General features: G+C 40.3%; 22 protein-coding genes and 5 tRNA genes. 5 read left to right on the top strand and 22 right to left on the bottom strand.

The genetic code is table 11. The features are described from left to right. Positions 1–169 precede the first annotated feature (169 nt). From rpoC to CFH81_06220, 15 genes are all read right to left on the bottom strand, one after another. Positions 170–4,696 (bottom strand): DNA-directed RNA polymerase subunit beta', encoded by a 4,527-nt coding sequence (gene rpoC / locus CFH81_06150; GenBank protein ID DAB39808.1) that lies wholly within the window; start codon positions 4,694–4,696, stop codon positions 170–172. Further along, complete coding sequence (gene rpoB / locus CFH81_06155) at positions 4,689–8,849, bottom strand: DNA-directed RNA polymerase subunit beta (protein DAB39809.1); 4,161 nt, start codon at positions 8,847–8,849, stop codon at positions 4,689–4,691. The genes rpoC and rpoB overlap by 8 nt, the downstream gene beginning before the upstream one ends. Positions 8,850–9,023: 174 nt before the next feature. After that, complete coding sequence (locus tag CFH81_06160; GenBank protein ID DAB39810.1) at positions 9,024–9,395, bottom strand: 50S ribosomal protein L7/L12; 372 nt, start codon at positions 9,393–9,395, stop codon at positions 9,024–9,026. 61 nt (positions 9,396–9,456) lie between these two features. After that, positions 9,457–9,942 (bottom strand): 50S ribosomal protein L10, encoded by a 486-nt coding sequence (locus CFH81_06165; GenBank protein ID DAB39811.1) that lies wholly within the window; start codon positions 9,940–9,942, stop codon positions 9,457–9,459. A gap of 133 nt (positions 9,943–10,075) precedes the next feature. Further along, entirely contained in the window at positions 10,076–10,768 is a 693-nt protein-coding gene (locus CFH81_06170; GenBank protein ID DAB40442.1) for a 50S ribosomal protein L1, read from the bottom strand. Positions 10,769–10,845: 77 nt separating this feature from the next. Continuing rightward, positions 10,846–11,271 carry a 50S ribosomal protein L11 gene (rplK, locus tag CFH81_06175; protein ID DAB39812.1) on the bottom strand — a complete coding sequence of 142 codons (426 nt, stop codon included), beginning with the start codon at positions 11,269–11,271 and terminating at the stop codon, positions 10,846–10,848. A 65-nt stretch (positions 11,272–11,336) separates the two neighbouring features. Then, a complete protein-coding gene (locus CFH81_06180; GenBank protein DAB39813.1) occupies positions 11,337–11,867 on the bottom strand; it encodes a transcription termination/antitermination protein NusG in 531 nt (176 codons plus the stop codon). Between the two features lie 8 nt (positions 11,868–11,875). Then, positions 11,876–12,055 carry a preprotein translocase subunit SecE gene (locus CFH81_06185; GenBank protein DAB39814.1) on the bottom strand — a complete coding sequence of 60 codons (180 nt, stop codon included), beginning with the start codon at positions 12,053–12,055 and terminating at the stop codon, positions 11,876–11,878. A 16-nt stretch (positions 12,056–12,071) separates the two neighbouring features. After that, a tRNA-Trp gene (locus CFH81_06190) sits at positions 12,072–12,147 on the bottom strand. Positions 12,148–12,167: 20 nt separating this feature from the next. Further along, positions 12,168–12,320, bottom strand: a complete 153-nt coding sequence (rpmG, locus tag CFH81_06195) for a 50S ribosomal protein L33 (protein DAB39815.1) — start codon at positions 12,318–12,320, stop codon at positions 12,168–12,170. Between the two features lie 57 nt (positions 12,321–12,377). After that, on the bottom strand, positions 12,378–13,586 hold the full coding sequence (tuf, locus tag CFH81_06200) for an elongation factor Tu (GenBank protein DAB39816.1): 1,209 nt from the start codon (positions 13,584–13,586) through the stop codon (positions 12,378–12,380). Positions 13,587–13,706: 120 nt separating this feature from the next. Beyond that, positions 13,707–13,781: transfer RNA gene (locus CFH81_06205), tRNA-Thr, on the bottom strand. Between the two features lie 180 nt (positions 13,782–13,961). Continuing rightward, positions 13,962–14,038 (bottom strand) — tRNA-Gly (locus tag CFH81_06210). Positions 14,039–14,062: 24 nt separating this feature from the next. Continuing rightward, positions 14,063–14,147, bottom strand: a tRNA-Tyr gene (locus CFH81_06215). A gap of 52 nt (positions 14,148–14,199) precedes the next feature. After that, positions 14,200–14,276 (bottom strand) — tRNA-Thr (locus CFH81_06220). Between the two features lie 200 nt (positions 14,277–14,476). Here CFH81_06220 and CFH81_06225 point away from each other — a divergent pair. The 3 genes from CFH81_06225 to CFH81_06235 all read left to right on the top strand — a co-directional run bounded on the left by CFH81_06225 (position 14,477) and on the right by CFH81_06235 (position 16,096). Continuing rightward, positions 14,477–14,917: a hypothetical protein gene (locus CFH81_06225; protein ID DAB39817.1), complete on the top strand. Its 441-nt coding sequence runs from the start codon at positions 14,477–14,479 to the stop codon at positions 14,915–14,917. Positions 14,918–14,930: 13 nt separating this feature from the next. Beyond that, on the top strand, positions 14,931–15,659 hold the full coding sequence (locus tag CFH81_06230) for a hypothetical protein (protein ID DAB39818.1): 729 nt from the start codon (positions 14,931–14,933) through the stop codon (positions 15,657–15,659). A gap of 110 nt (positions 15,660–15,769) precedes the next feature. Next, positions 15,770–16,096 (top strand): translation initiation factor, encoded by a 327-nt coding sequence (locus tag CFH81_06235; protein DAB39819.1) that lies wholly within the window; start codon positions 15,770–15,772, stop codon positions 16,094–16,096. An 87-nt stretch (positions 16,097–16,183) separates the two neighbouring features. On the opposite strand, the gene CFH81_06240 is transcribed toward CFH81_06235, so the two are convergent. Continuing rightward, positions 16,184–16,546: a hypothetical protein gene (locus CFH81_06240; protein ID DAB39820.1), complete on the bottom strand. Its 363-nt coding sequence runs from the start codon at positions 16,544–16,546 to the stop codon at positions 16,184–16,186. Positions 16,547–16,635: 89 nt separating this feature from the next. Between CFH81_06240 and CFH81_06245 the strand changes: the two genes are divergently transcribed. Then, positions 16,636–16,974, top strand: coding sequence for a transcriptional regulator (locus CFH81_06245; protein DAB39821.1), 339 nt, complete (start codon positions 16,636–16,638; stop codon positions 16,972–16,974). A gap of 105 nt (positions 16,975–17,079) precedes the next feature. On the opposite strand, the gene CFH81_06250 is transcribed toward CFH81_06245, so the two are convergent. The 4 genes from CFH81_06250 to CFH81_06265 form a co-directional block, all read right to left on the bottom strand. After that, the gene (locus tag CFH81_06250) at positions 17,080–17,736 is read right to left on the bottom strand and encodes a phage repressor protein (GenBank protein ID DAB39822.1); all 657 of its coding nucleotides are present in this window, start codon (positions 17,734–17,736) and stop codon (positions 17,080–17,082) included. 232 nt (positions 17,737–17,968) lie between these two features. Beyond that, on the bottom strand, positions 17,969–19,168 hold the full coding sequence (locus CFH81_06255; GenBank protein DAB39823.1) for a molybdopterin molybdenumtransferase MoeA: 1,200 nt from the start codon (positions 19,166–19,168) through the stop codon (positions 17,969–17,971). A gap of 145 nt (positions 19,169–19,313) precedes the next feature. After that, complete coding sequence (locus CFH81_06260; GenBank protein DAB39824.1) at positions 19,314–19,748, bottom strand: molybdenum cofactor biosynthesis protein MoaE; 435 nt, start codon at positions 19,746–19,748, stop codon at positions 19,314–19,316. A gap of 3 nt (positions 19,749–19,751) precedes the next feature. Beyond that, on the bottom strand, positions 19,752–19,973 hold the full coding sequence (locus CFH81_06265; GenBank protein ID DAB39825.1) for a molybdopterin synthase sulfur carrier subunit: 222 nt from the start codon (positions 19,971–19,973) through the stop codon (positions 19,752–19,754). Between the two features lie 73 nt (positions 19,974–20,046). Here CFH81_06265 and CFH81_06270 point away from each other — a divergent pair, with 73 nt between their 5' ends. Next, positions 20,047–20,700, top strand: a complete 654-nt coding sequence (locus CFH81_06270; GenBank protein DAB39826.1) for a hypothetical protein — start codon at positions 20,047–20,049, stop codon at positions 20,698–20,700. A gap of 6 nt (positions 20,701–20,706) precedes the next feature. Here the strand turns inward: CFH81_06270 and CFH81_06275 are convergent, their stop codons facing one another. Then, positions 20,707–22,095 carry a glutamate--tRNA ligase gene (locus tag CFH81_06275; GenBank protein ID DAB39827.1) on the bottom strand — a complete coding sequence of 463 codons (1,389 nt, stop codon included), beginning with the start codon at positions 22,093–22,095 and terminating at the stop codon, positions 20,707–20,709. 62 nt (positions 22,096–22,157) lie between these two features. Continuing rightward, complete coding sequence (locus tag CFH81_06280; GenBank protein DAB39828.1) at positions 22,158–22,427, bottom strand: transporter; 270 nt, start codon at positions 22,425–22,427, stop codon at positions 22,158–22,160. Between the last annotated feature and the right edge of the window lie 63 nt (positions 22,428–22,490).

A 22,490-nucleotide genomic window follows, 5' to 3' on the forward strand; every position in this document is an offset into this window, starting at 1 on the left:
ACACCATATAAAAACATTTATAACAAATACTTTTATATGCTGTATCATAGAAAAATGGAGGCATATTATAGTGAAAATAGCTTTATATAAGCTTATAAAAAATGCTTATGAAGTTGCAAGAATAGAACTTGCAACTTCACACATCAAGCGCACAATGCGCATCTTGTCGCTAGTTTCTTGACAAATGAATATTGTCCAGATTTATCATACCTGTACCTACAGGAATCAAACGACCGATAACCACATTTTCTTTAAGATCTTCTAGCCTGTCGATTGTGCCTGCTATAGAAGCGGTTGTCAATACCTTTGTTGTATCCTGGAAAGATGCCGCAGAAATAATACTGTCTGCACCTACGGCTGATCTGGTAATACCTACAAGCATAGGTTCGGCAATCGCCGGCTCTCCCCCAAGAGCAATAACACTTTCGTTCTCTTCTTGGAATTTACGTCTAGAAACGATATCTCCTTCGATGAATTTGCTGTTTCCGCTCTCTATCACTTTAACTTGTCTCATCATTTGAGACACAACAATTTCGATATGCTTATCTGAGATATTTACCCCTTGTCTTCTATAGACCTGCTGTACTTCACTCACAATGTACTCATACAATGCTTTTTCGCCGAGTGCGGCAAGGATATCATGACTCGCAACAGTCCCGTCTGTTAATTTTTCGCCCGCATGCACAAATTCACCCGCATGCACTAGAGCTACTTTATTCTTATCGATAAACTGTTCAGTCTCTTGACCATTTTCGCCGGTAATAATCAGTCTATCTTTTCCTCTTAATGCCTTACCGAAACTTACGACCCCGTCGATTTGAGCAATAAGCGCAATATCTTTTGGGCGTCTTGCTTCAAAAAGTTCAGATACTCTTGGAAGACCTCCGGTGATATCTTTTGATTTTTGCGCTGCCTTTGGTGTTTTTGCCAAAATATCGGCAATACTAACCTCATCGCCGTCTCTTACAAACAAAATCGTTTTAGGATCTAGCTGGTAACGAATTATTTCGCCCGAATTGGTTGCAAGTATAATTGCCGGTTTATATGCCGTTGGAATATAGTCGTTCAATTCAAGCCTTATATCCCCGGTCACTTCATCAAACTGCTCAACAACCGTCACCCCGGGAATAATATCTTCAAACTTAAGTGTACCGCTTTGTTCAGCAATAATAGGCTCAGAATAAGGATCCCACTCCGCCACAACTACCTGTGTAGAAACTTCTGGTGCAGAAAGAATATCTCCTTTGCCTACCACTGTATTGTTGTCTACCTGAACGACAGAACCTCTTGAGATGTAGTGTCTTGCAGCCTCTCTGTTGTTACCATCAACAATCACAGCAAAAAGACCTTTTTTCACCACTTTGGTATCTTTTTTCAGCTCGCTATACTCTTCAAGATGATCGCCCTTAAGCAAGAAGAACTTCACGGTGCCTTTTGTTTCAGCAATAACCTCTTGTGTTACCGGCGCACCATCCTCTACTTTTAATTCGCTTGCAAACGGGATACGGCTTGGAATACTCCATCCCTCTTTAATCACATCAACAATGGAGTCACCCTCTTCTACTTTTTCTCCATCTTCAAGCGGCAAGAAAAGTTTTCCTTCAATTTTACCGGCAACTCCTGCAAGCTCATTTGATTTTGCTACATCGGTTTTTCTAAGATTGTATTTAATCTCTTCTGCGCCTTCTGCACGAACAGAAACGATATATTCATCGTGTGTTACAACAATCGATACTGTTCCCGTCGCAATGGCTTTGATTTTAGGCTCAACCAAAAGCACACCTGCATTTCTTCTATTCGCAACAATCAAATTGCCTTCACGGTTACGATACACAGAAAGATTATAGTATCGTATAAATCCTTCTTTGCTTGCCACAACCTGTCTTTCTTCTTTTCCGGCAGTTGCCGTACCGCCTGTGTGGAAAGTACGAAGTGTAAGCTGTGTACCGGGTTCACCGATTGACTGAGCTGCGATGACCCCTACCGCTTCTCCGGTTTTTACCATTTTATTATCTGCCATATTCAGCCCATAACATTTTGCACAAATGCCTTTAGGTGCCTTGCAAGAAGAAGGGGCTCTTATCACTACCGATCTCACTCCGGCTTCTTGCACTTTTGTTGCAGTCTCTTCATCGATCATGGTTCCTTCGCTTACCAATACTTCATTGGTAATAGGATCGATAACGTCTTCAGCAAGTACACGTCCATAAATACGATCTACAAGCGGTTCTATCATTTCGTTACCTACAACGATATCTGAAACCTGAACCCCTTCGTGCGTTCCACAATCTGTCATAGAAATTTTAACATTTTGTGCGACATCGATCAATTTTCTGGTCAAATACCCGGCGTTTGCTGTTTTAAGCGCAGTATCGGCAAGACCTTTTCTTGCACCGTGTGTTGAAATAAAGTACTCAAGCACATTTAGGCCTTCACGGAAATTTGACGTAATAGGTGTTTCGATAATAGATCCGTCTGATTTCGCCATAAGTCCCCTCATCCCCGAAAGCTGTCTGATTTGTGCCGCAGAACCCCTTGCGCCCGAGTCAGCCATCATATACACCGAGTTAAATCCGTCTTTATCTCCTCTGATAAGATCCATCAATTGTTCAGCAATACTATTGTTTGCATCTGTCCAGATATCAATAATCTTGTTATAACGTTCTTGGTCAGTCAAAAGACCTGCACCAAATTGTCTTTGGATCTCTTTCACTTCGGCTTTTGCAGAAACGATAAGTTCTTCTTTAATACTAGGTATCTTAATATCATCAATAGAGATTGAAACGCCTACTTTGGTCGCATACTTGAAACCCATATCTTTAAGGTCATCAAGGAAAGTTGCCGTTTGCGCTACCCCACCCATTTTGTAGATATAGTCAACTAATACACCGATGTCTTTTTTCTTCAAGATTTTGTTCCAATATCTTTCAGGAACATAGTCAGGAATAATAGATTTTAAAATTAATCTTCCGGCGGTTGACTTTGCAATCTTTCCTTCTATCACAGTTCTTATGCGCGCATTTAGATCAAGTGCATTTTGCTCAAATGCAATTTCTACCTCTTCCACGTTGGCAAAAAGTTTATTTTCACCCTTTACATCATTTTTCTCAAGCGTAAGATAATAAAGTCCTAAAATCATATCCTGAGACGGAACGGCAATCGCCTTACCCGAAGCAGGAAGCAAGATATTCATGGAAGCCAGCATCAACACCTTTGCTTCTGCAATTGCCTCATCCGAAAGCGGTATGTGTACTGCCATTTGGTCACCGTCGAAGTCAGCATTGAATGCAGAACAAACAAGAGGATGCAATTGGATCGCTTTGCCTTCAATCAGCCTTGGGTGAAATGCCTGAATAGAAAGCTTATGAAGTGTCGGTGCACGGTTAAGAAGTATTGGATAATTTTCAACCACTTCTTCTAGGCATTCCCACACTTCATTCTCTTGTTTTTCGATCATTTTTTTAGCTTGCTTCAGCGTTGTCGCATAGCCTTTTTCTTCAAGTTTTGCCATCAAATGGGGCTTAAAGAGCTCTATCGCCATTTTTTTAGGCAATCCGCATTGATCCATGCGCAAGTCCGGTCCTACAACAATAACAGAACGTCCCGAAAAGTCAACCCTTTTACCTAAAAGGTTTTGTCTAAATCGTCCTTGCTTACCTTTAATTACTTCAGAAAGTGATTTTAGGGGTCTTTTATTGGCCCCTTTTACTGCATTTCCTCGTCTGCCGTTATCAAAAAGAGCGTCTACCGCTTCTTGGAGCATACGTTTTTCATTTCTCACAATAATCTCTGGAGCATCAAGCTCTACAAGTCTTTTAAGACGCTGATTTCGATTGATAACTCTTCTATAAAGATCGTTTACATCCGAAACGGCAAATTTTCCGCCATCAAGGCTTACGAGCGGTCTTAAATCCGGAGGCAGAACCGGCAGCTGCGTCAGCATCATCCATTCTGGTCTGTTTCCCGAATGAAGAAACGCTTCGATCACCTTAAGGCGCTTGACGATTGTCTTTCTTTTTGCTTCAGATTTTGTCGCTTCAATCTCTTCTTTGAGTTGATTAAACATTTCAACCAAATCAAGTTCTGCCAAAAGTTCCTGAATGACCTCTCCGCCCATTCTTACGTCCAATGCAGTTCCGCCAAAACGTTGCATAATTTGCTGATATTGCTCTTCATTGAGTACATCATATTTTTGAAGGGGATTCAATCCTTCACTGTCATAACTTGCTTCTGCAGGTGTTTTGACGATATACGCCTCATAATACAATACTCTTTCAAGATCTTTCATCTTTACGCCCAAAAGCGTACCGATTCGTGACGGAAGAGATGAAACATACCAAATATGTGCAACAGGCGCAATAAGATCAATATGACCCATGCGTGTTCTTCTTACTTTGGAAGTAGTGACTTCTACGCCGCACTTCTCGCATACAACACCTTTGTAGCGCATTTTTTTATATTTACCGCAAAGACACTCATAATCTCTGATCGGTCCAAAAATTTTTGCGCAGAAAAGACCGTCACGTTCGGGTTTAAGGGTTCTATAATTGATGGTTTCCGGTTTTTTTACTTCGCCATAACTCCAAGAGAGTATTTTTTCGGGGCTGGCAACTCTTAGCTGTAACGCTTCTATATCCAGCGGTCTCTCTTCACTATTGAGATCTATTGGTGTTAAATTCTCTAATCCCTTACTCATGTTCACCCTCCACTACTTTTTTCTTCTCATATAATTCTGTATCCAATCCTAATGCTTGTAGTTCTTTCGTCAATACAAACAATGTTTCAGGCACTCCTGATTCAGGCACAGATTCGCCTTTGGTTAACGCCCTGTAGGCTCTTGCTCTACCTTCAACGTCATCAGACTTGATAGTTAGCATTTCTTTAAGTACATGAGATGCACCATAAGCTTCAAGCGCCCAAACCTCCATCTCTCCGAATCTTTGTCCGCCAAAAAGGGCTTTACCGCCGACAGGCTGCTGTGTCACAAGTGAATATGGGCCGGTTGAACGTGCATGCATTTTTTCATCAACCAAATGGTGGAGTTTAAGCATATACATATACCCGACATTGACTCTTTCAATCATCTGATCACCTGTTTTTCCATCAAAAAGTACCATTTTTCCGTCATCTGCTATCTTTGCCAATGCGAAAAGTTTTTCAAATTCTTGCTGATTGGCGCCTTCAAATACCGGTGCTGCAAACTTCACCCCTTTAGACCAGTCGCGGGCATATTTAAGTAAAGACTCATCGTCCATCTCATCAAGTACTTCTTTGGCATTCATTAGTTTGGCTACGTCTGCGATCTCGATCATCTTAGCTTTAAGATTTTGGATGAAATTTTGTTGTTTATTTTCAAACATCTCTTGGATCTGTTCGCCCAATTTTTTGCCCACAAGCCCTAAATGCACCTCAAGGATTTGCCCGATATTCATACGAGAAGGCACCCCCAGAGGATTCAAAATAATATCAACAGGTCTTCCGTCTTCCATATACGGCATGTCAATCTCTGGAACAATATTTGAAACGATACCTTTATTCCCGTGGCGACCCGCCATCTTGTCCCCAACTTTTAGTTTTCTTTTAGTAGCAATATAAATTTTAACCAATTTAGTGACGCCGCTTGGAAGAATATCGTCTTTTTCGAGCACGCTTAATTTCTCTTCATGATCGTTTTTAAGTCTTTTTTTCTGCTTCAAGAAATAATTTTTCAATGCCTCATATTCATTTTGCACTTCATCTTTATAAGACTGAACGACTCCTCTAAGGGCGAATCTATTGATCTCCTTGATAACTTCTTCGGGAATTTTTGAACCTGCCTGATATTCAGATTCACCCACAGTAACATCTTTCGAAAGTGTTTCTCCGGCAAGATACTTTGATATACGCAAAATCTCTTCTCTGTCTATCATAAGAAGCTGATCATGATGGTCAGAATCAAGTATTGCTTTTTCTTTTTCATAAGCTTGAATGGCACGTGCATCTTTCTCATAGCCTTTTTTTGTGAAGACCTTGATGTCCACGACGACACCCTCCATTGAAGCAGGACAATAGAGCGACTTATTTACAACATGTCCTGCTTTTTCACCAAAAATAGCCCTAAGAAGTCTCTCCTCAGGTGTCGGTTTAATCTCGCCTTTTGGACTCACCTTGCCCACAAGAATCATCCCCGGTTTTACATAAGTTCCAATTTTTACGATACCGCTTTCATCAAGATGAAGCAATTCATCTTCTCTGATATTGGGGATATCGCGCGTAATCTCTTCTGTGCCATGCTTGAGTTCTCTGGCTTCTACCTCTTTTTCATACGTATGAACAGAAGTAAAGGTATCTTCGCGAATAAGCTTCTCGGAAACAACGATCGCATCTTCATAGTTGTACCCATTCCATGGCATAAAAGCCAGAAGAATATTTTTACCGATGGCAAGTTCACCCTGATCCATATTGGCACCATCGGCGATAATTTGATTTGCGCAGATCTTATCTCCGAGTTTTACAATAGGCGTTTGCGTAAACGTCGTATTTTGGTTGGTTCTCATATTCTTTTCAAGAGGATAATGGTCTATAAATACGCCGCTTTCATCTTCTCCCATGATATAAATATTTTTACCGTCTACTTTTTCAACACTTCCCGCGCGTCTTGCTTTCACACATTCCCATGCATCACGGCTTATAACCGCTTCCATTCCTGTACCAACCACCGGTGCTTCTGTTTTAAGCAAAGGTACGGCTTGGCGCTGCATGTTTGACCCCATCAAAGCACGGTTTGCATCATCATGCTCTAAAAAGGGAATCAATGCAGCAGCAGAACCGGAGATCATTAATGGCGAAACGTCAATAAGGTCTACTCTGCTTGAATCATTTAGCTCAATGTTTCCGTTGAGTCTTGTTTCAATAAGTTCTTCGATAATGTACCCATTCTCGTCAACCATTGTTGAAGCCGGAGCAATACATTTGTCTTCTTCCTGCGTTGCAGTAATATAAATAATTTCATCGGTAACCTGTCTATTTTTCACCACTTTATATGGCGCCTCAATAAAACCATGCTCATTTACTTTTGCATAAGTTGCCAACGTATTTATAAGACCGATATTTTGTCCTTCAGGTGTTTCTATCGGACAAATCCGACCATAATGTGTCGGGTGTACATCCCTTACTTCAAATCCTGCTCTCTCTTTAACCAAGCCGCCTTCTCCAAGCGCAGAGAGTCTTCGTTTGTGCGTAACCTCTGAAAGAGGGTTGGTCTGATCCATAAATTGTGAAAGTTGTCCGCTTGAGAAAAACTCTAAAATCGTATTGGTAATCATTTTTGAATTTACCAAATCATGAGGCATAAGTTCATCGAGTGAACCGGAAATAGTTGTCATCTTGTCTCTAATGGCTTTTTGCATCTTCACAAGTCCGCTATGGAGCTCATTGCCTAAAAGTTCGCCGATAGCTCTGATTCTTCTATTTCCCAAGTGGTCTCTGTCATCGATATGACCCTGGCCATTTTTTACTTTAATAAGATATTTTACCGTATAGATAAGGTCTTCTGCCGTTAAAACAGTTACATATTCTGGCGTATCAAGCCCTAGCTTATGATTCATCTTCATACGTCCTACTTCTGTAAGATCGTATCTTTCAGGATCAAAGAAAAGCTGCTGCAAAAATGCTTTTGCTGCTTCAGGCGTTACGGGTTCACCGGGTCTCATCACCTTATAGATACGGATCGCAGCAAGCACATTTTCATCGTCAATATTTTCTGTTTGTTTTAAAAGTCTCAAGCTTTCATTGTCGGCAATAAATGCATTAATAATTGAAGCATCCGTACCTTCCGCAAGATCATTAATAATATGAATCGTATTAATGCCTTGATCGATCATTTTTTTAAGCTTTCCTTCATCTAAAGGAGTAACCACATCATAAAGCACTTCACCGCTCTCTTGATCTACTACCGGCGTTGCAAGATGTCTTTCCATCAGCAATTCAAGCGGATATTCTATCCATTGCAAACCGTCTTCTATAAGTTTTTGCGCTTTTTTCTTAGTCAGCCTTTTTCCTGCATTGACAATAATGTTTCCATTGGTATCTTTGATGTCATACTCGGCCCTTCCTTCAAAATCACCTGCGTCAAATTTTACGAGAAAACGATTGTCTTTAATGCTAATCTCTTTTGTAGGATAAAAAAGTTTGACAATATCTTCTTTTGAATAATCAAGCGCTCTAAATAAAATAGTTACAGGAATTTTTCTTCTCTTGTTGATACGAGCATAAAGAATATCTTTTGCATCGTATTCAAAATAAAGCCATGAACCGCGATCAGGAATAATCTGTGCAGAATAAAGCAATTTGTGTATCGCTGCGCCGGCCCCTTCTTCTTCTTTAAAAATAACACCGGGAGATCTGTGAAGCTGATTGACAATGACTCTTTCTACACCATTTACAATAAATGATGTACGATCTGTCATCAACGGGATGTCGCGAACAAAAACCGCTTGTTCTTTGATCTCTTTTGGGTCAAGCTTTTCACCGGTTTTTTCATCTCTGTTCCAAATGGTCAAGGCAATGTTCATTTTTAGAGAGACAGAATAGGTTAATCCTCTCTCCATGCACTCTCTTACAGTATATTTCGGTTTGATAATTTCTGAATTTTTATAAGTTAACGTCAGTCTGTTTTGCTGATCATGGATGGGAAAGGAGGCTTTAAATACTTTTTCTAAAGTAGAATTTTTTCTGTCTTTTTCTGCCATCATCAAAAAGTCTTCATAGCTTTTTTGTTGAAGTTGGAGTAGATTTGGGATTTCAATTTCTCTTGGGGTTTTTGAAAAATCGACGCGAAGTCTGTTACCAGAATGTAAAGAATTTAACATAGGCTAACCTTGTTTTGGTTTTGATTTTTGTAGTTTGTTTAATGTATATGTATGGACATACAAAAAAACTATTAGCATGAGGGTATGAAATGTCTCCGAATAGTTTATCACTATGCCCAACAGAGGATTTTAAGAGCTTTCGGTCTTTGACGACCAAAAGCTCTTGAACGGATCTTATTTAAGTTCGCAAACAGCGCCGGCTTCTTCAAGTTCTTTCTTGATTTTTTCAGCTTCGTCTTTGCTGATGCCTTCTTTAAGAGTAGTAGGGGTATTTTCAGTTGCATCTTTAGCCTCTTTAAGACCAAGACCTGTCACTGCTCTTACCACTTTAATAACATTGATTTTTTTAGCACCTGCATCTTTAAGTACTACGTCAAATTCAGTTTTCTCTTCTGCTGCTTCTACTACTGCAGCGCCTGCACCAGCCACAACAGTAGCCTGCGCAGATACACCAAATTTTTCTTCGAATTCTTTTACAAGCTCAGAAAGCTCAAGAACTGACATGTTTGAGATAAATTCAATTACATCTTCTTTTGTGATTGCCATCATTATACCTTTACGATTTTTTAGTTTAAAATTTCAAAAGAGCCGTCTGGCTCTCACCACATTAAGCTTCTTCTGTTTTTTTTGCCGCTAGTGCTTGAAGTCCGATTGCAATACTTCTTGCAGGACCATTCCAAACATTAAGCAACATACCAAGAAGTTCATCTCTTGAAGGAAGTTTAGCCATAGCATTAATAGTGCTTAGACTTGCTACCTCGCCGGCAATTACTCCGGTTTTGATCATGAACTTATCTTTGAATTCCATAGCTGCTTTGTCTGCAATCTTACAAGGTGTGATTTGTTCATCACCCCAGATTACAAGGTTGGTGTCTTTAAAATCAATAACTTCGCAACCTGCATTTTTCAATGCAATGGCAGCAAGTTTATTTTTTACAACCTTGACTTTTAAATCTTCATCTTTTGCAAAATTTCTGACCACTTCAAGATTTTTAACACCTAAACCTTTATAATCACATACAATGATTGCGCCGGCATTTTTAAACTCGGCTGTCATTTGAGCAACCAACTGTTCTTTTTCGGTTCTTGTCATTTCTTCTCCTTTCGACCTCTAACAGGGTGTTGTAAACAACTTGTTCATCCTTTCAGATAAACCTTATTAAGCTTCCGCCCCTATTATCTTCAGCCTAAGATAAACGTAAATAAATCTTTATTCACACGTTAAGTTATTTGATATCCATTACTTCTGAGGCATCCAAGGTAATAGATGGACTCATTGTCAATGATACAGCTGCATTGGTAATATATTTACCTTTTGCTGCTGCCGGTTTAGCTTTATTGATACTCTCAACAAATGTTTTAAAATTTTCTTTGAGTTTATTTTCATCAAAGCTTATTTTACCGATACCGGCATGGATATTCCCTTTTTTATCTACTCTAAAGTTCACTTGACCGCCTTTGGCATTTTCAACTGCTTTAGCTACATCCATTGTTACAGTACCTGTTTTAGGGTTTGGCATAAGACCTTTTGGTCCAAGCACTCTTGCAACCTTACCAAGCACACCCATCATATCAGGTGTTGAAATAACCATATCAAAATTGATATTTCCTGCTTGAATTTGCTCAATAAGATCATCTGAACCTACTACATCCGCACCTGCCGCAGTTGCTTCATCTGCCTTAGCGCCTTTTGCAAATACAGCAACTCTTACTGTTTTGCCTGTCCCGTGAGGAAGCACTACAGATCCTCTTACCATTTGATCTGCGTGTCTTGGATCAACATTTAGGTTCAATGCCACTTCGACTGTTTCATCGAATTTTGCAGATTTTAAATCTTTCAGTGTAGCCATCGCTTCATTTACACTGTACACTTTTGTTGTATCTACTTTTTTTAGTAGTGCTTCTTTTCTTTTACTTATTTTTTTTGCCATTATACTCTCCGCTTTATGCTCCCACATTTTTTAAATCCATGTGGTTATGATTTTTTTTGAAAGACTTAGTCTACGATTTCTACACCCATACTTCTGCAAGAACCAGCAATAATTTTTGCTGCCATCTCTCTGTCGTTTGTATTAAGGTCTGCAATTTTTTGGTCAACAATTTCGTCAAGTTTTGCTTGCGTGATAGTTCCCACTTTATTCAAAAGAGGATTATCAGTACCTTTTTTAATATTGGCAGCTCTCTTGATAAGATCACTTGCCGGTGGCTGTTTTGTGACAAACGTAAAACTTTTATCTGCATACACAGTCACTTCAACCGGAATTTTAAATCCTGCTTTATCTTTTGTTCTTTCATTAAAAGCTTTACAAAACTCCATAATGTTCACGCCACGTTGACCACATGCAGGACCAACAGGCGGTGATGGATTTGCTGCCCCCGCAGGGATCATAAGCTTAAATTTTGCGGCTATTTTTTTTGCCATCTTTTACTTCCTTTTTTTGATTTAAACCTTCTCGAAACTTTGGTAAGTCTCTAAGAAAACTTTATTTAGATAATTTTCTCTACTTGCGTGTAAAGTATTTCTACCGGTGTATTTCTACCAAATATAGAGACATTTAATCTCAATTTACCGTGGTCAAGATCATACTCCTCAACCATGCCTGTAAAGTTTGCGAATGGTCCGTCTACAATACGTACCACTTCGCCTGTTTCAAAGTCTACCTTAGGTCTAGGAGCACTTTTTTTCTCCATTTTTTCCAAGATAAGTTTGATATCTGCTTCACTAAGCGCGGTTGGTGTTTTTTGTTCACCGATAAATCTAGATACTTTTGGTAAACTTTGGATTTTATGCCAAAGGTCAGTATCCAGGTCTATATGTGCAAAAGCATACCCTGAATATAAAGATCTTTCTGTAATTTTTTTTACACCGTTTTTTACTTCAATTACTTCTTCTGTCGGGACAACTACTCTTTCTAGTTTTTCCTCAAGACCGTAATCTTTTACAAGTTGCTCAATTGCTCTTTTGACAGATCGTTCGCTGCCTGCATATGTTTGAATTGCATACCACTGATAAGCCATCTTTTATCCTATAAAACTGATGATACGATGGATGACATTACTAAGTCAACCAATGCTAAAAATATTGATATGACAGTCACTACGAGAACAACTGCTAAAAATGCTTGTCTTACTTGTACTTTTGTTGGAAATATTACTTTATGAATTTCGCTTTTTGCATGTGCAATAAATGTTGAAATTTTTCCCATTTGTGTTACCTTTTTGTGGCAGGCCAAGAGGGACTCGAACCCCCGGCACCTGGTTTTGGAGACCAGTGCTCTACCAACTGAGCTATTGGCCTAAATTTAAAAAATGAAGCTATTACAGCTTCATCTCTTTATGAACAGTATGTTCTTTGCACCATTTACAATATTTTTTAAGTGCAAGTTTTTCTGTTGTTGTTTTTTTATTTTTAGTGGTGTGATAGTTTCTTCTTGTACACTTTTCACAACCTAAATGAACTGTTTCTCTCATCTGCTATCTCCTAATAGATAATACATTGCAAGAAGACAAAACCTTCTTGCAAAATAATTATGCAATTACCTTAGTAACAACACCTGCGCCAACAGTTCTACCACCTTCACGGATAGCAAATCTAGTACCATCTTCAAGTGCTACAGGAGCAATAAGTTCAACGTTTACTTTAACGTTATCCCCTGGCATAACCATTTCAGTACCTTCTTGAAGTTCGATTGAACCTGTTACGTCTGTTGTACGTACATAAAATTGCGGTCTATAATTATTAAAGAATGGAGTGTGTCTTCCACCTTCCTCTTTAGTAAGTACATATACTTCCGCTTCAAATTTAGTGTGTGGTGTAATTGAACCCGGCTTACAAAGAACCATACCTCTTTGTACATCGTCTTTACCGATACCTCTGATAAGAACACCGCAGTTATCTCCGGCTTGTCCGCAATCCATCTCTTTACGGAACATCTCAACACCTGTTACGGTTGTTTTTTGTGTATTTTTAATACCTACGATTTCAACTTCGTTACCAACACACACTTGTCCTCTGTCGATTTTACCGGTTACAACTGTACCACGACCTTGGATTGTAAAAATATCTTCGATTGGCATCAAGAAAGCTTGATCCACATCTCTTACAGGCTCTGGGATATAGCTATCTACAGCATCCATAAGTGTAAAAATTTTATCAGCCCATGGTCCAAGGTTACCAGCTTTTGCTTCTTCAAGCGCTTGATACGCTGAACCGGCAATGATTGGAGTATCGTCTCCCGGAAAGTCGTATTCTGAAAGAAGTTCTCTTACTTCCATCTCTACAAGCTCAAGCATTTCTTCTCTGTCTTCTTCGTCAAGCTGATCTTCTTTGTTTAGGAAAACTACGATATACGGAACACCGACTTGTTTAGAAAGAAGGATATGCTCTCTTGTTTGAGCCATTGGTCCATCAGTAGCAGCAATTACCAAAATTGCTCCGTCCATTTGAGCAGCACCGGTAATCATGTTTTTTACATAATCGGCGTGACCCGGACAGTCAACGTGGGCATAGTGTCTTTTATCTGTTTCATACTCTACGTGAGAAGTAGCGATGGTAATCCCTCTTTCTCTCTCTTCTGGAGCATTATCAATTTGATCATAGTCCATAAATGCAGAGTTGTTTTTAGTTGCAAGAACCGCTGTAATTGCAGCTGTCAAAGTAGTTTTACCGTGGTCAACGTGACCGATAGTACCGATATTAACATGCGGTTTGGTTCGTTCGAATTTTGCTTTAGCCATGCTTTTCTCCTAGCGTAAATATTTTAAAGTTGGTATTATACCAGATTTTTCTTATACCTCATACCCATATGGACAAAACTATTACAAAGCAGTAATACTTTTGTCCATATATCTGAAAGGTGGAGCCCAGAAGCGGAATTGAACCGCCGACCTCTTCCTTACCAAGGAAGTGCTCTGCCACTGAGCCATCTGGGCATTATGTGTGTAAAATTACACGTCTATTATTGTATTTAAGCGTCTTTCATTTGTCAACAAACAGGAATAAATAAAAACAACGATCGTTTGTGCCTATTATTGAAGTAATAATTTTTATGGAAAGCTTTTAATGTGAAGTTTTTGTCAGTCAAGTACATAATTCACACAGCTCCCAGTTCATGGAGCGGGAGACGGGACTCGAACCCGCGACCCTCAGCTTGGAAGGCTGACGCTCTAGCCAACTGAGCTACTCCCGCGTCGTTTATGTGACTTAACATGAATGGTGGTGAGTGAAGGATTCGAACCTTCGAAGACATAGTCAGCAGATTTACAGTCTGCCCTCGTTGGCCGCTTGAGTAACTCACCACTAAAGTTGTTTGTCATTATTACTGGTCAAACACTGATAATTATATTTTCATGGAGCTGGTAAAGGGACTCGAACCCCCGACCTGCTGATTACAAATCAGCTGCTCTAGCCAACTGAGCTACACCAGCACCATCATTTGAAGTCAACCTGACTAAAAATGGAGTGCAATTATAGGCAAAAATATTTCCAATGTCAAGGGTATTTGTGTTTTTTATAAAATTTCTTATGATTTTACTGTTTTATCCCCTCCTTCATTCTCTATAAAATTCAAATATCTCATTTCGTATTCCTTGCGCGCCGATAGGTATCATGCTAATCGGGCATTCTATTGAAGCCAAAAGTATATTGGGGGGCTTCCGATACGCTGGAGGAAGGTGAAAGCAGCTATCTATCTCAGATCATCAATCTTGTCAAGGAGTTGCAAGAAAGCAAATCTTATGCGATGGTATTTTGGTGCGCCATAAAGGGTGCGGATATCATCTTGACCAAAAGCGATCTTCTAAGTATCGTCGATGTAATCGCTCTTTCAAAGCAAACCTACCGTAAAATGCTGCAAAATCTTTGGTGGGCAAGCGGATATAACATTATCGCCATTCCTTTGGCTGCAGGCATTTTGGCAAAATGGGGCATTTTTATCAATCCTGCCGTGGATGCTATATTGTTGTCTGCAAATACTGTCATTGTCGCAATAAATGCACAGTTGCTAAAAAATATAAAACCGCGCCAAAGAAAACACATAGAGCATCATTATATGCACTCACATCACTAAAAAAGAATGAAAAATGAAAATCCTCTTAGCTCCGAGCGAGACCAAATCAAGCGGCGGGACGATCCCGTTTAGTCTATCTGATCTATGGAGCAATGAGCTGCTTGAAACGAGATCCAAACTAACACAAATTTACCTCGAAGAACTGAAAGACGAACTCAAATCCAAACAAATGTTTGGTCTCAAAAAACCACGCGAGATAGAATATTATAGAAATATCAGGCTACATTCTCTTGCTACCAAAGCAGTAAAGAGATATACGGGCGTAGCATTTGATTATCTGGATTACTCTAGCCTTGATGATAAACAGCAAAATTATATAGACAAAAACGTCATGATATTTTCAAATCTTTTTGGTCCTATTATGGCCGGTGATCTTATACCAGAGTACAGACTGTCCCAAGGGGCAAAAGTGGGCGAAATTGAGGCAGATAAATATTATAAGGTGCATGGTGCTGAACTCTTGGATAAATATTTGGCTGACGAGGAGATACTTGATATCCGTGCAGGATATTATGATAGATTTTATGTGCCATCCAAGCCATACACGACTTTGAAATTCATTAAAGACGGCAAAGCAGTAAGCCACTGGGCAAAAGCCTACAGGGGTATTGTTTTACGAGAAATTACCAAAGCCGGCGTCAACTCACTTCAAGATTTTATAAAACTTCCCATAGAAAATTTAACCGTTCAAGAAATACAAGTCAAAAAAAACAAGACAGAAATCGTCTATGGCCTGGGATAAAAGATGAAACTGCCTAGCGAAGAAACACTGTATAAGATTATGATTTTATTACTTTTTTTGATGGTTTTGCTCGGTATACTGTTGGATACAAATTACGAGTAGGAAGCATCATGGGAAAGAACTTATTTGAAATGGGTGCAAAATTTGAGGATGAGTGGAATAGTGACAATAAAACCAAAGAAAACACTGCCCCAAAAGAGGTCAAATCACCAAATAAACACAGGCTTCACTTTGCTAAAGAAAAACGAAGCGGGAAAGTGGTTACTATCGTCAAACCATTTTTTCTCGATGATGACACAACTGAGGCACTTTTGAAAACTCTCAAAAAATCCCTAGCTACCGGCGGGACTGCCAAAAATGATGCGTTGGAGTTCCAAGGCGAAGTGAGCGAGAAGCTAAAAACTGCACTTATTAAACTTGGGTATGGAATGAAGTAGCCTGCCCTCCTCTGGGGTGCCTCTCATCGGTTTTTCCAAAAAACGATAGGTTGGGTATGTGCCGAGACACAAGGATGCTTTATGTATTCATGATACCAAAACGTCAAAAACCTCTAGATGCTGATGTTTTAGCCTCTCAATGTGTGCACAGGCCTCTCTCAATAAACCAGCGTGTTCAATTTCCTGCATAGCTATTTTTTTGTGTTTTTCGTAAAATGCCATAACCGTGCGTGCTTTAAGCGCTGCATTTTTTCTGTTGCGCTTAAGATGCTCAAAACTTACTGCGCCATTGATGAGGCCTTTGACAAGATTTTTCAAAGGGTGATCCGCTTTTCGCAAAGGATGCCAAGCTTCTTCCAGCACTTCATGTGCTTCGAAATAGAACGCGCCCTCAAGAAGCCTGATATACTCTTTGAGTGCGCCTTGCAAATCGTAATTTTCTTTAATCACCCAATAATTCCTTTCTGTTTTAAAACATTCGATACAATTATTTTTATTTTTTGTATACTCATTGTAAATATACCACGTTAAGGATTGAAATGACGCCCGATGAAAAAAATACAATCAAAAAGAAAATTGAGGGGGATATCAAAGCTCTTGAAAAGCAAATAGCTATTTTGCAAGAGAAAACCAAACCGATAGCTCCTGATTGTTCGCTGGGAAGGCTAACCCGTCTTGAAGCGATGGGAGAACAGCATGTCAACAATAAAATACTCGACGAATCCCGCACAAGACTTACCGGACTGCAAAATGCATTGCTTCGTCTGGAAAAACCGATGTTTGGTATCTGCATAGAATGCGACGAAGAGATAAATACAGAACGCATGAAGATACGGCCCGAGAGTGTCAGATGCGTCAAATGCGCAAGCAGGAAATGAGTAATGTTTCACAACGCCTTGAGTATGCAAAATTTTTCATTCCATAAAAAGATCTGACAAACTATACATCACGGTTGCCGGCTGCCATTTTGACCGCTTACCGTTTTACAAACTTTCTATATTCCCCACTACTTTTCCTACGATTTGCACCTCATCAGAAGCCAGCACCTCAGGAGAGTAGGCTTTGTTGTCAGAAATAAGCTCTATCCTGCCGTCTGCTTTTTGACGAATGCGCTTGATAAAAAGTCCGGCGGTGGTAGAAGCGATAAAAATTCCCTCTTTATTGATATCGGTTTGCCCTCTGTCCACAAAGACGATAGAACCGTCTTGCAAAGTTGGCTCCATCGATTCGCCATCGACATGAATTGCTTCTATTTTTTTTGCTGCGCCAAAGCCAATTATAGTATCTGCAATGGTTTTGTCTATATTGAGTACTTCATACTCCTCTCCAAAAACTTCCGCTCCTCCTCCTGCACTGGCACGAATATCTGAAAAATAACGCACCTGAAAAAATCTGTCTGTTTCTTCTTTAAGCATATCAACCGCCTGATCAAAAAAAAGCCAATTGACCGAGATTTTTTTCATGGCACAAAACTCCAATATTTCCTGATAGGGAATGGAGTTTCTTTTTTTCATCGTTGCGAATGTCGCTTGCGGAATATTCAGTGCTATTGCCACATCCTTGTCAAAAACTTTTCTATTTTGCTTGCTTTCAGAGATGACATCTTTAAGTTTTTCTATAATTTCACCTAAAACCAACATCTTTACTCCTTTTATGTTATTTATCCTCAATCATACTATATTTTAATTAAAAGTATGACATATTGAAATATTTTTAAAGTTTTTCTTGTTTTGTATCTACAATATGACATAAAAAAGACATAAAGGATAGGCTGTGGATTTTAAAAAAAATAAAAGTATATTAAATGAAGCTATCAATTCCGGATGCAAAACAGCCGCAGAACTTGCGCTGTTTTTAAAGATACACATCAAGCTAATCTAAAAGCAAAATATCAACCTGCTCCCCTGTTGCTTTGGAAGTATCTTCTTCGGAAGTAAAAAGAAGTGCTGTTGGTCCAAGCATATTGGTAAGGATAGCAGAAGTGCCTACTTTTTTCTTATCAAAGTCAACCGTATACACGCCATTGGCAAGTGCGACATTGCATGCAGTAAACTCGGCCTTTTTGGTCCTTTTATGAAACGGCTGCAGCAAAGTCGCCTTCACTGTGCGAAGCAAACTTTTACCTTGCTGCAGCTTTTCAATCAGCGGCACCGCATACAACAGCGCCGTTACCGTTGATGAATAGGCAAATCCCGGAAGCCCAACGATAAATTTATCCTCTTTGCGCGCTACCATGATGTGTTGCCCCGGTTTGATACGCACCCCCTTGAAAACAACCTCGCAGCCAAGCTCTCTGATCACATCTTTCACAAAATCAAAATCCCCTACACTCACTCCTCCTGTTGTTACCACGATATCACTTTTCTCAAGAGCTTGTGCCAAGGCAACGGTAATACTCTGCTTATCATCTTTGATGCATCCCAGCTGCAGGGGAATCCCCCCGTATTTTTTCACCAACGCTTCAAGAATATAATTGTTTGAACTTCTGATTTGGGCATCGTTGGTCTGACTCTCTCCCAGCTCAAGCAGCTCGCTGCCTGTAGAAAGGATAGCAACCGTTGGTTTTTCATACACCAACGGTGAAACAATATTTAAACCGGCCATCACTCCGATTTGTGCAAAATCTATCTTTGTACCTTTTGGAATAAGCAGTTCTCCCTTGCGATAGTTTTCTCCTATTTCTCTTACAGAATATCCTAAAGGCACCTCTTGGCGGATAATAATCTCATCTTCTTCTACCGTAACATTCTCTATGGGGATAAGGGTATCCGCCCCTTGAGGCATCAATGAGCCCGTAAATGTTTTAATGCAGTGCCCGCAGCGCACTTCATCTTTGAGGGGACTCCCGGCAGGATTGATGCTGTCTATTTTTAGTTTCCCGATCACCATATCCTCATATCTTATGGCATATCCATCCATCGCGGAAGTGGGAAACTCCGGCGAATTATGATCAGCAACGATATCCTGTGCAAGCACATAGCCTAAAGCATCAACCAAATAAATCTTTTTTGTTTTATACTGTTTGATCTCAAGATTTTTGATCATCTCAATAGATTTATCAAAATGCAACATGAAAAATTCCTTTTTACAAATTAGGAACCAGAAGTAAGAAGCAAAGAGCTATGGCGGTTTTTAATAAACCTTATATAAAAGCAGTACAAAGCACTACCTGCCAAAACTCCCGACTCCTAACTCCCGACTTCCTCCCTTTTGCTTGCTAAGCCAACAGTCCTGCACCATCCATGGGCGTGCTTCTGTCTTCAGCATAGATGCGCTTACCGTTTTTTACATCATATTTCCAGATAGGCGCATTGGCTTTAAAGTCCTCTACAAACTCCTCTATAAGTTCCAGCGCAACACGGCGTTTTGGCGAAAAAACTGCGGAGACATACGAAGAGGTACAAACAGGAACATCGCCGATAGAGTGTGCCATTTTCACTACAGCCCCCCGTTTGCGGGCCCTTGCCTGCCAATCATCAAACCACTTTTGAAGTATCGGCTCGTAGATATCAAAGCTAAGTGCTTCTATGCCGTCTTCAGCGCGTATAATCCCCACAAACGGGATATAAGCACCATAATTTGAAACAGCCTGTTCATCCAGCCATCGGCCAAATATCTCTTTAACCTCCAAGGGCCCTTGATAAAGTTCCATCCTTCACCCGCCGCATACAGGAGGCAAGATAGAAATTCTGTCTCCTTGTTTGAGCGCAATTGAGAGATCGCTTACCATCGTATCATTGAGTGCTACAGCACATTTATCTAACCACTGCGTCAACTCTGCTTCTTCTTTGAGCTTGGCAGAAACATCAGCCAACGTATTTGCCTCTATCTGTATGGATGTTTTGCCTATAGGGCCTAAAAATTCTACTGTTACCATTGCCTTCTCTTCGTTCAAAATTAGACTGATTATAAAAGTTGTTTGCTATAATTACGCTTAAAAAGGGGTGGTTATGCTTTTTGGTTCAATCTGCTATCTCAACCTTTTGCCTTTTCAACTTTTTTTAAAACGCCGTCTCAAAAGCAGCTCAGCCAAGATGGGCTTCAGGTACAAGCGCGCCGTTCCCTCAAAGATCAATCTCTTACTTAAACGCAGAGAGGTCGATGCCGGATTTATCTCCAGCATTGCCTCTCAAAAATTCAAATGCACCAATTTAGGGATCATCGCCTACAAAAAAGTCTACAGCGTGCTTGTCTTGCCTCAAGAAGAAGCTTCAGACCCTGCTTCCGCAACTTCCAATGCGCTTGCCAAGCTTTTGCATATCGAAGGAAAAGTCATCATCGGCGATGCGGCACTCAAGCACTATCTTGATGCAAAAGAGGGAGTAGACCTGGCTGAAGCATGGTATCAGCAGACAGGACTTCCTTTTGTTTTTGGGCGGCTTTGCTACAACAAGCATGGCAAAGCGATTGAGAAACTTGCCAAAAAGTTTGCCCGCACCAAAATGAAAATTCCTCAGTATATTTTAAAAAAAGAGGCCAAAAAACGGGATATCTCTCCCGAACAACTGTTGTGGTACCTTGAGCATATTTATTATAAGATAGAAGAGAAGGAAAGCAGATCTTTGCGCCTCTTTTTAAAGAGAAGCAAAAAATACCGTAAGTAGACGCTGCTATTTTATTTGGGCTATTGCTTTTTGTATACGCACGGCCGTTTCATGTGTGCCTAAAATCGCCATAATCTCATCAATCCCTGCGCCTGTCATTGAACCAAGGAGGCTGACACGAAGAGGCATACCTATCTTTCCAAAACCTATTTTTTTATCCTCGACAAGTCTCTCTATGACCGCATGATAATCAACAGGCAAATGCAGCGGTTTTCCCCAGGTTTGAAGCAAATGTACAAAATCTTCCAAAATCTCTTTGGTATCTTCTTTAAACGCTTTTTTTGTATCTTTCTCATCATAGTTTTGAGGCGCATTTAAAATGAGATGGATTTGGTCTGCAAGCTCTACCAATGTTTTACCCCGTTCTTTGGTGGCATCGAGCAGCAGTTCACGCTTGTCATGCTCTTCTATGTGAACTCCATACTCTTTCAACCGTGCCGCCAATTTTGTGTTTGGCATATTTTTGATGTAGTGCGCATTGAGCCATAAAAGCTTATCCAGATTGTAGTTTGAGGCGCTTTTATTGAGATTTTTGGGATCAAAAAGCGCTACCATCTCTTCAAGGCTGAAAATCTCTTGGTCGCCATGACTCCAGCCAAGACGCACCAAAAAGTTAAGCAGAGCTTCGGGCAGATACCCCAATGCTTTGTACTCCATCACATCCATTGCCCCGTCTCTTTTGGAAAGTTTTTTCCCTTGCTCATTGTTGATCATTGCCACATGGTAAAAGTTTGGTATCTTGAATCCCAGTGCTCTATAGACTACGATCTGCTTAGGTGTATTGTACAAATGATCATCTCCGCGAATCACATCCGTAAGGCCCATCAATGCATCATCCACAGCCACGACAAAATTATACGTGGGTGCTCCGTCGCTTCTGGCGATGATAAAATCATCCACTTCGCTCGCAGCGATGCTGATCTCGCCTTTTACCCCGTCTGTAAAATGTATCATGCCGGTTTGGGGCGCTTTGATACGGATCACCGGATCGACACCTTGGGGCGGAGTACCCGTAAAATCGCGGTATCTGCCGTCATACCGGGGCCGTTCTTTTCTTGCCGTCTGCTCTTCTCTGAGCGCATCAAGCTCTTCTTTGCTCATGTAGCATCGATACGCTTTGCCTTCTGCCAAAAGATAATCGATATACTTTTTATAGATATCAAATCGTTTCGACTGATACACAACTTCACCCTCGTAACTCATTCCTACCCAATCAAACGCCTGGATGATCGCCTCTAGCGCCTCTTCGCTGTTGCGCGCCATATCGGTATCTTCAATACGCAATCTGAACGTGCCGCCCGTATGTTTGGCATAAAGCCAGGAAAAAAGTGCCGTACGAAGCCCGCCGATATGGAGGTATCCTGTCGGTGAAGGAGCAAAACGTGTTACAGTCATAATCATGCCTTAATAGAATAAAATAAATGAAATTGTAGCGAAGTTGTGGTTAAAGAGGATTGTCACTCTTCCTCTTGGGCACGTTTCGATTTGACATCATTTTGGATATTTTCAGCCGTGCGCGGCCCGATACCTTTGACTCTTTGAAGATCTTCAAAAGATTTAAACTTTTCTTTGCTGCGCTCATTGATGATAGCATCCGCTTTGACTTCGCCGATCCCCTTGATCTCCATCAGTGCTTCTTTGGAAGCAGTGTTGAGCCCTTTGAGGCTCATACCGAATAACGATGTAGACACACAGACCAATAACCCAAAAACTATCCTCTTAAACATTTTGACCTCCTTTTTTTAGTTTTCTTGCCGTCCAAAGACACCTGTAACTACAAAAACTGCGAA

Origin of the sequence: Sulfurovum sp. UBA12169 (genome assembly GCA_002742845.1) — a bacterium.
GTDB lineage: Bacteria > Campylobacterota > Campylobacteria > Campylobacterales > Sulfurovaceae > Sulfurovum.

Bases quoted from the DNA above. Each gene is read 5' to 3' on its own strand.
- rpoC (DAB39808.1), bottom strand. From the start codon at position 4,696: ATGAGTAAGGGATTAGAGAATTTAACACCAATAGATCTCAATAGTGAA.
- rpoB (DAB39809.1), bottom strand. From the start codon at position 8,849: ATGTTAAATTCTTTACATTCTGGTAACAGACTTCGCGTCGATTTTTCA.
- CFH81_06160 (DAB39810.1), bottom strand. From the start codon at position 9,395: ATGGCAATCACAAAAGAAGATGTAATTGAATTTATCTCAAACATGTCA.
- CFH81_06165 (DAB39811.1), bottom strand. From the start codon at position 9,942: ATGACAAGAACCGAAAAAGAACAGTTGGTTGCTCAAATGACAGCCGAG.
- rplK (DAB39812.1), bottom strand. From the start codon at position 11,271: ATGGCAAAAAAAATAGCCGCAAAATTTAAGCTTATGATCCCTGCGGGG.
- CFH81_06180 (DAB39813.1), bottom strand. From the start codon at position 11,867: ATGGCTTATCAGTGGTATGCAATTCAAACATATGCAGGCAGCGAACGA.
- CFH81_06185 (DAB39814.1), bottom strand. From the start codon at position 12,055: ATGGGAAAAATTTCAACATTTATTGCACATGCAAAAAGCGAAATTCAT.
- rpmG (DAB39815.1), bottom strand. From the start codon at position 12,320: ATGAGAGAAACAGTTCATTTAGGTTGTGAAAAGTGTACAAGAAGAAAC.
- tuf (DAB39816.1), bottom strand. From the start codon at position 13,586: ATGGCTAAAGCAAAATTCGAACGAACCAAACCGCATGTTAATATCGGT.
- CFH81_06230 (DAB39818.1), top strand. From the start codon at position 14,931: ATGAAAATCCTCTTAGCTCCGAGCGAGACCAAATCAAGCGGCGGGACG.
- CFH81_06235 (DAB39819.1), top strand. From the start codon at position 15,770: ATGGGAAAGAACTTATTTGAAATGGGTGCAAAATTTGAGGATGAGTGG.
- CFH81_06245 (DAB39821.1), top strand. From the start codon at position 16,636: ATGACGCCCGATGAAAAAAATACAATCAAAAAGAAAATTGAGGGGGAT.
- CFH81_06250 (DAB39822.1), bottom strand. From the start codon at position 17,736: ATGTTGGTTTTAGGTGAAATTATAGAAAAACTTAAAGATGTCATCTCT.
- CFH81_06255 (DAB39823.1), bottom strand. From the start codon at position 19,168: ATGTTGCATTTTGATAAATCTATTGAGATGATCAAAAATCTTGAGATC.
- CFH81_06260 (DAB39824.1), bottom strand. From the start codon at position 19,748: ATGGAACTTTATCAAGGGCCCTTGGAGGTTAAAGAGATATTTGGCCGA.
- CFH81_06265 (DAB39825.1), bottom strand. From the start codon at position 19,973: ATGGTAACAGTAGAATTTTTAGGCCCTATAGGCAAAACATCCATACAG.
- CFH81_06270 (DAB39826.1), top strand. From the start codon at position 20,047: ATGCTTTTTGGTTCAATCTGCTATCTCAACCTTTTGCCTTTTCAACTT.
- CFH81_06275 (DAB39827.1), bottom strand. From the start codon at position 22,095: ATGACTGTAACACGTTTTGCTCCTTCACCGACAGGATACCTCCATATC.
- CFH81_06280 (DAB39828.1), bottom strand. From the start codon at position 22,427: ATGTTTAAGAGGATAGTTTTTGGGTTATTGGTCTGTGTGTCTACATCG.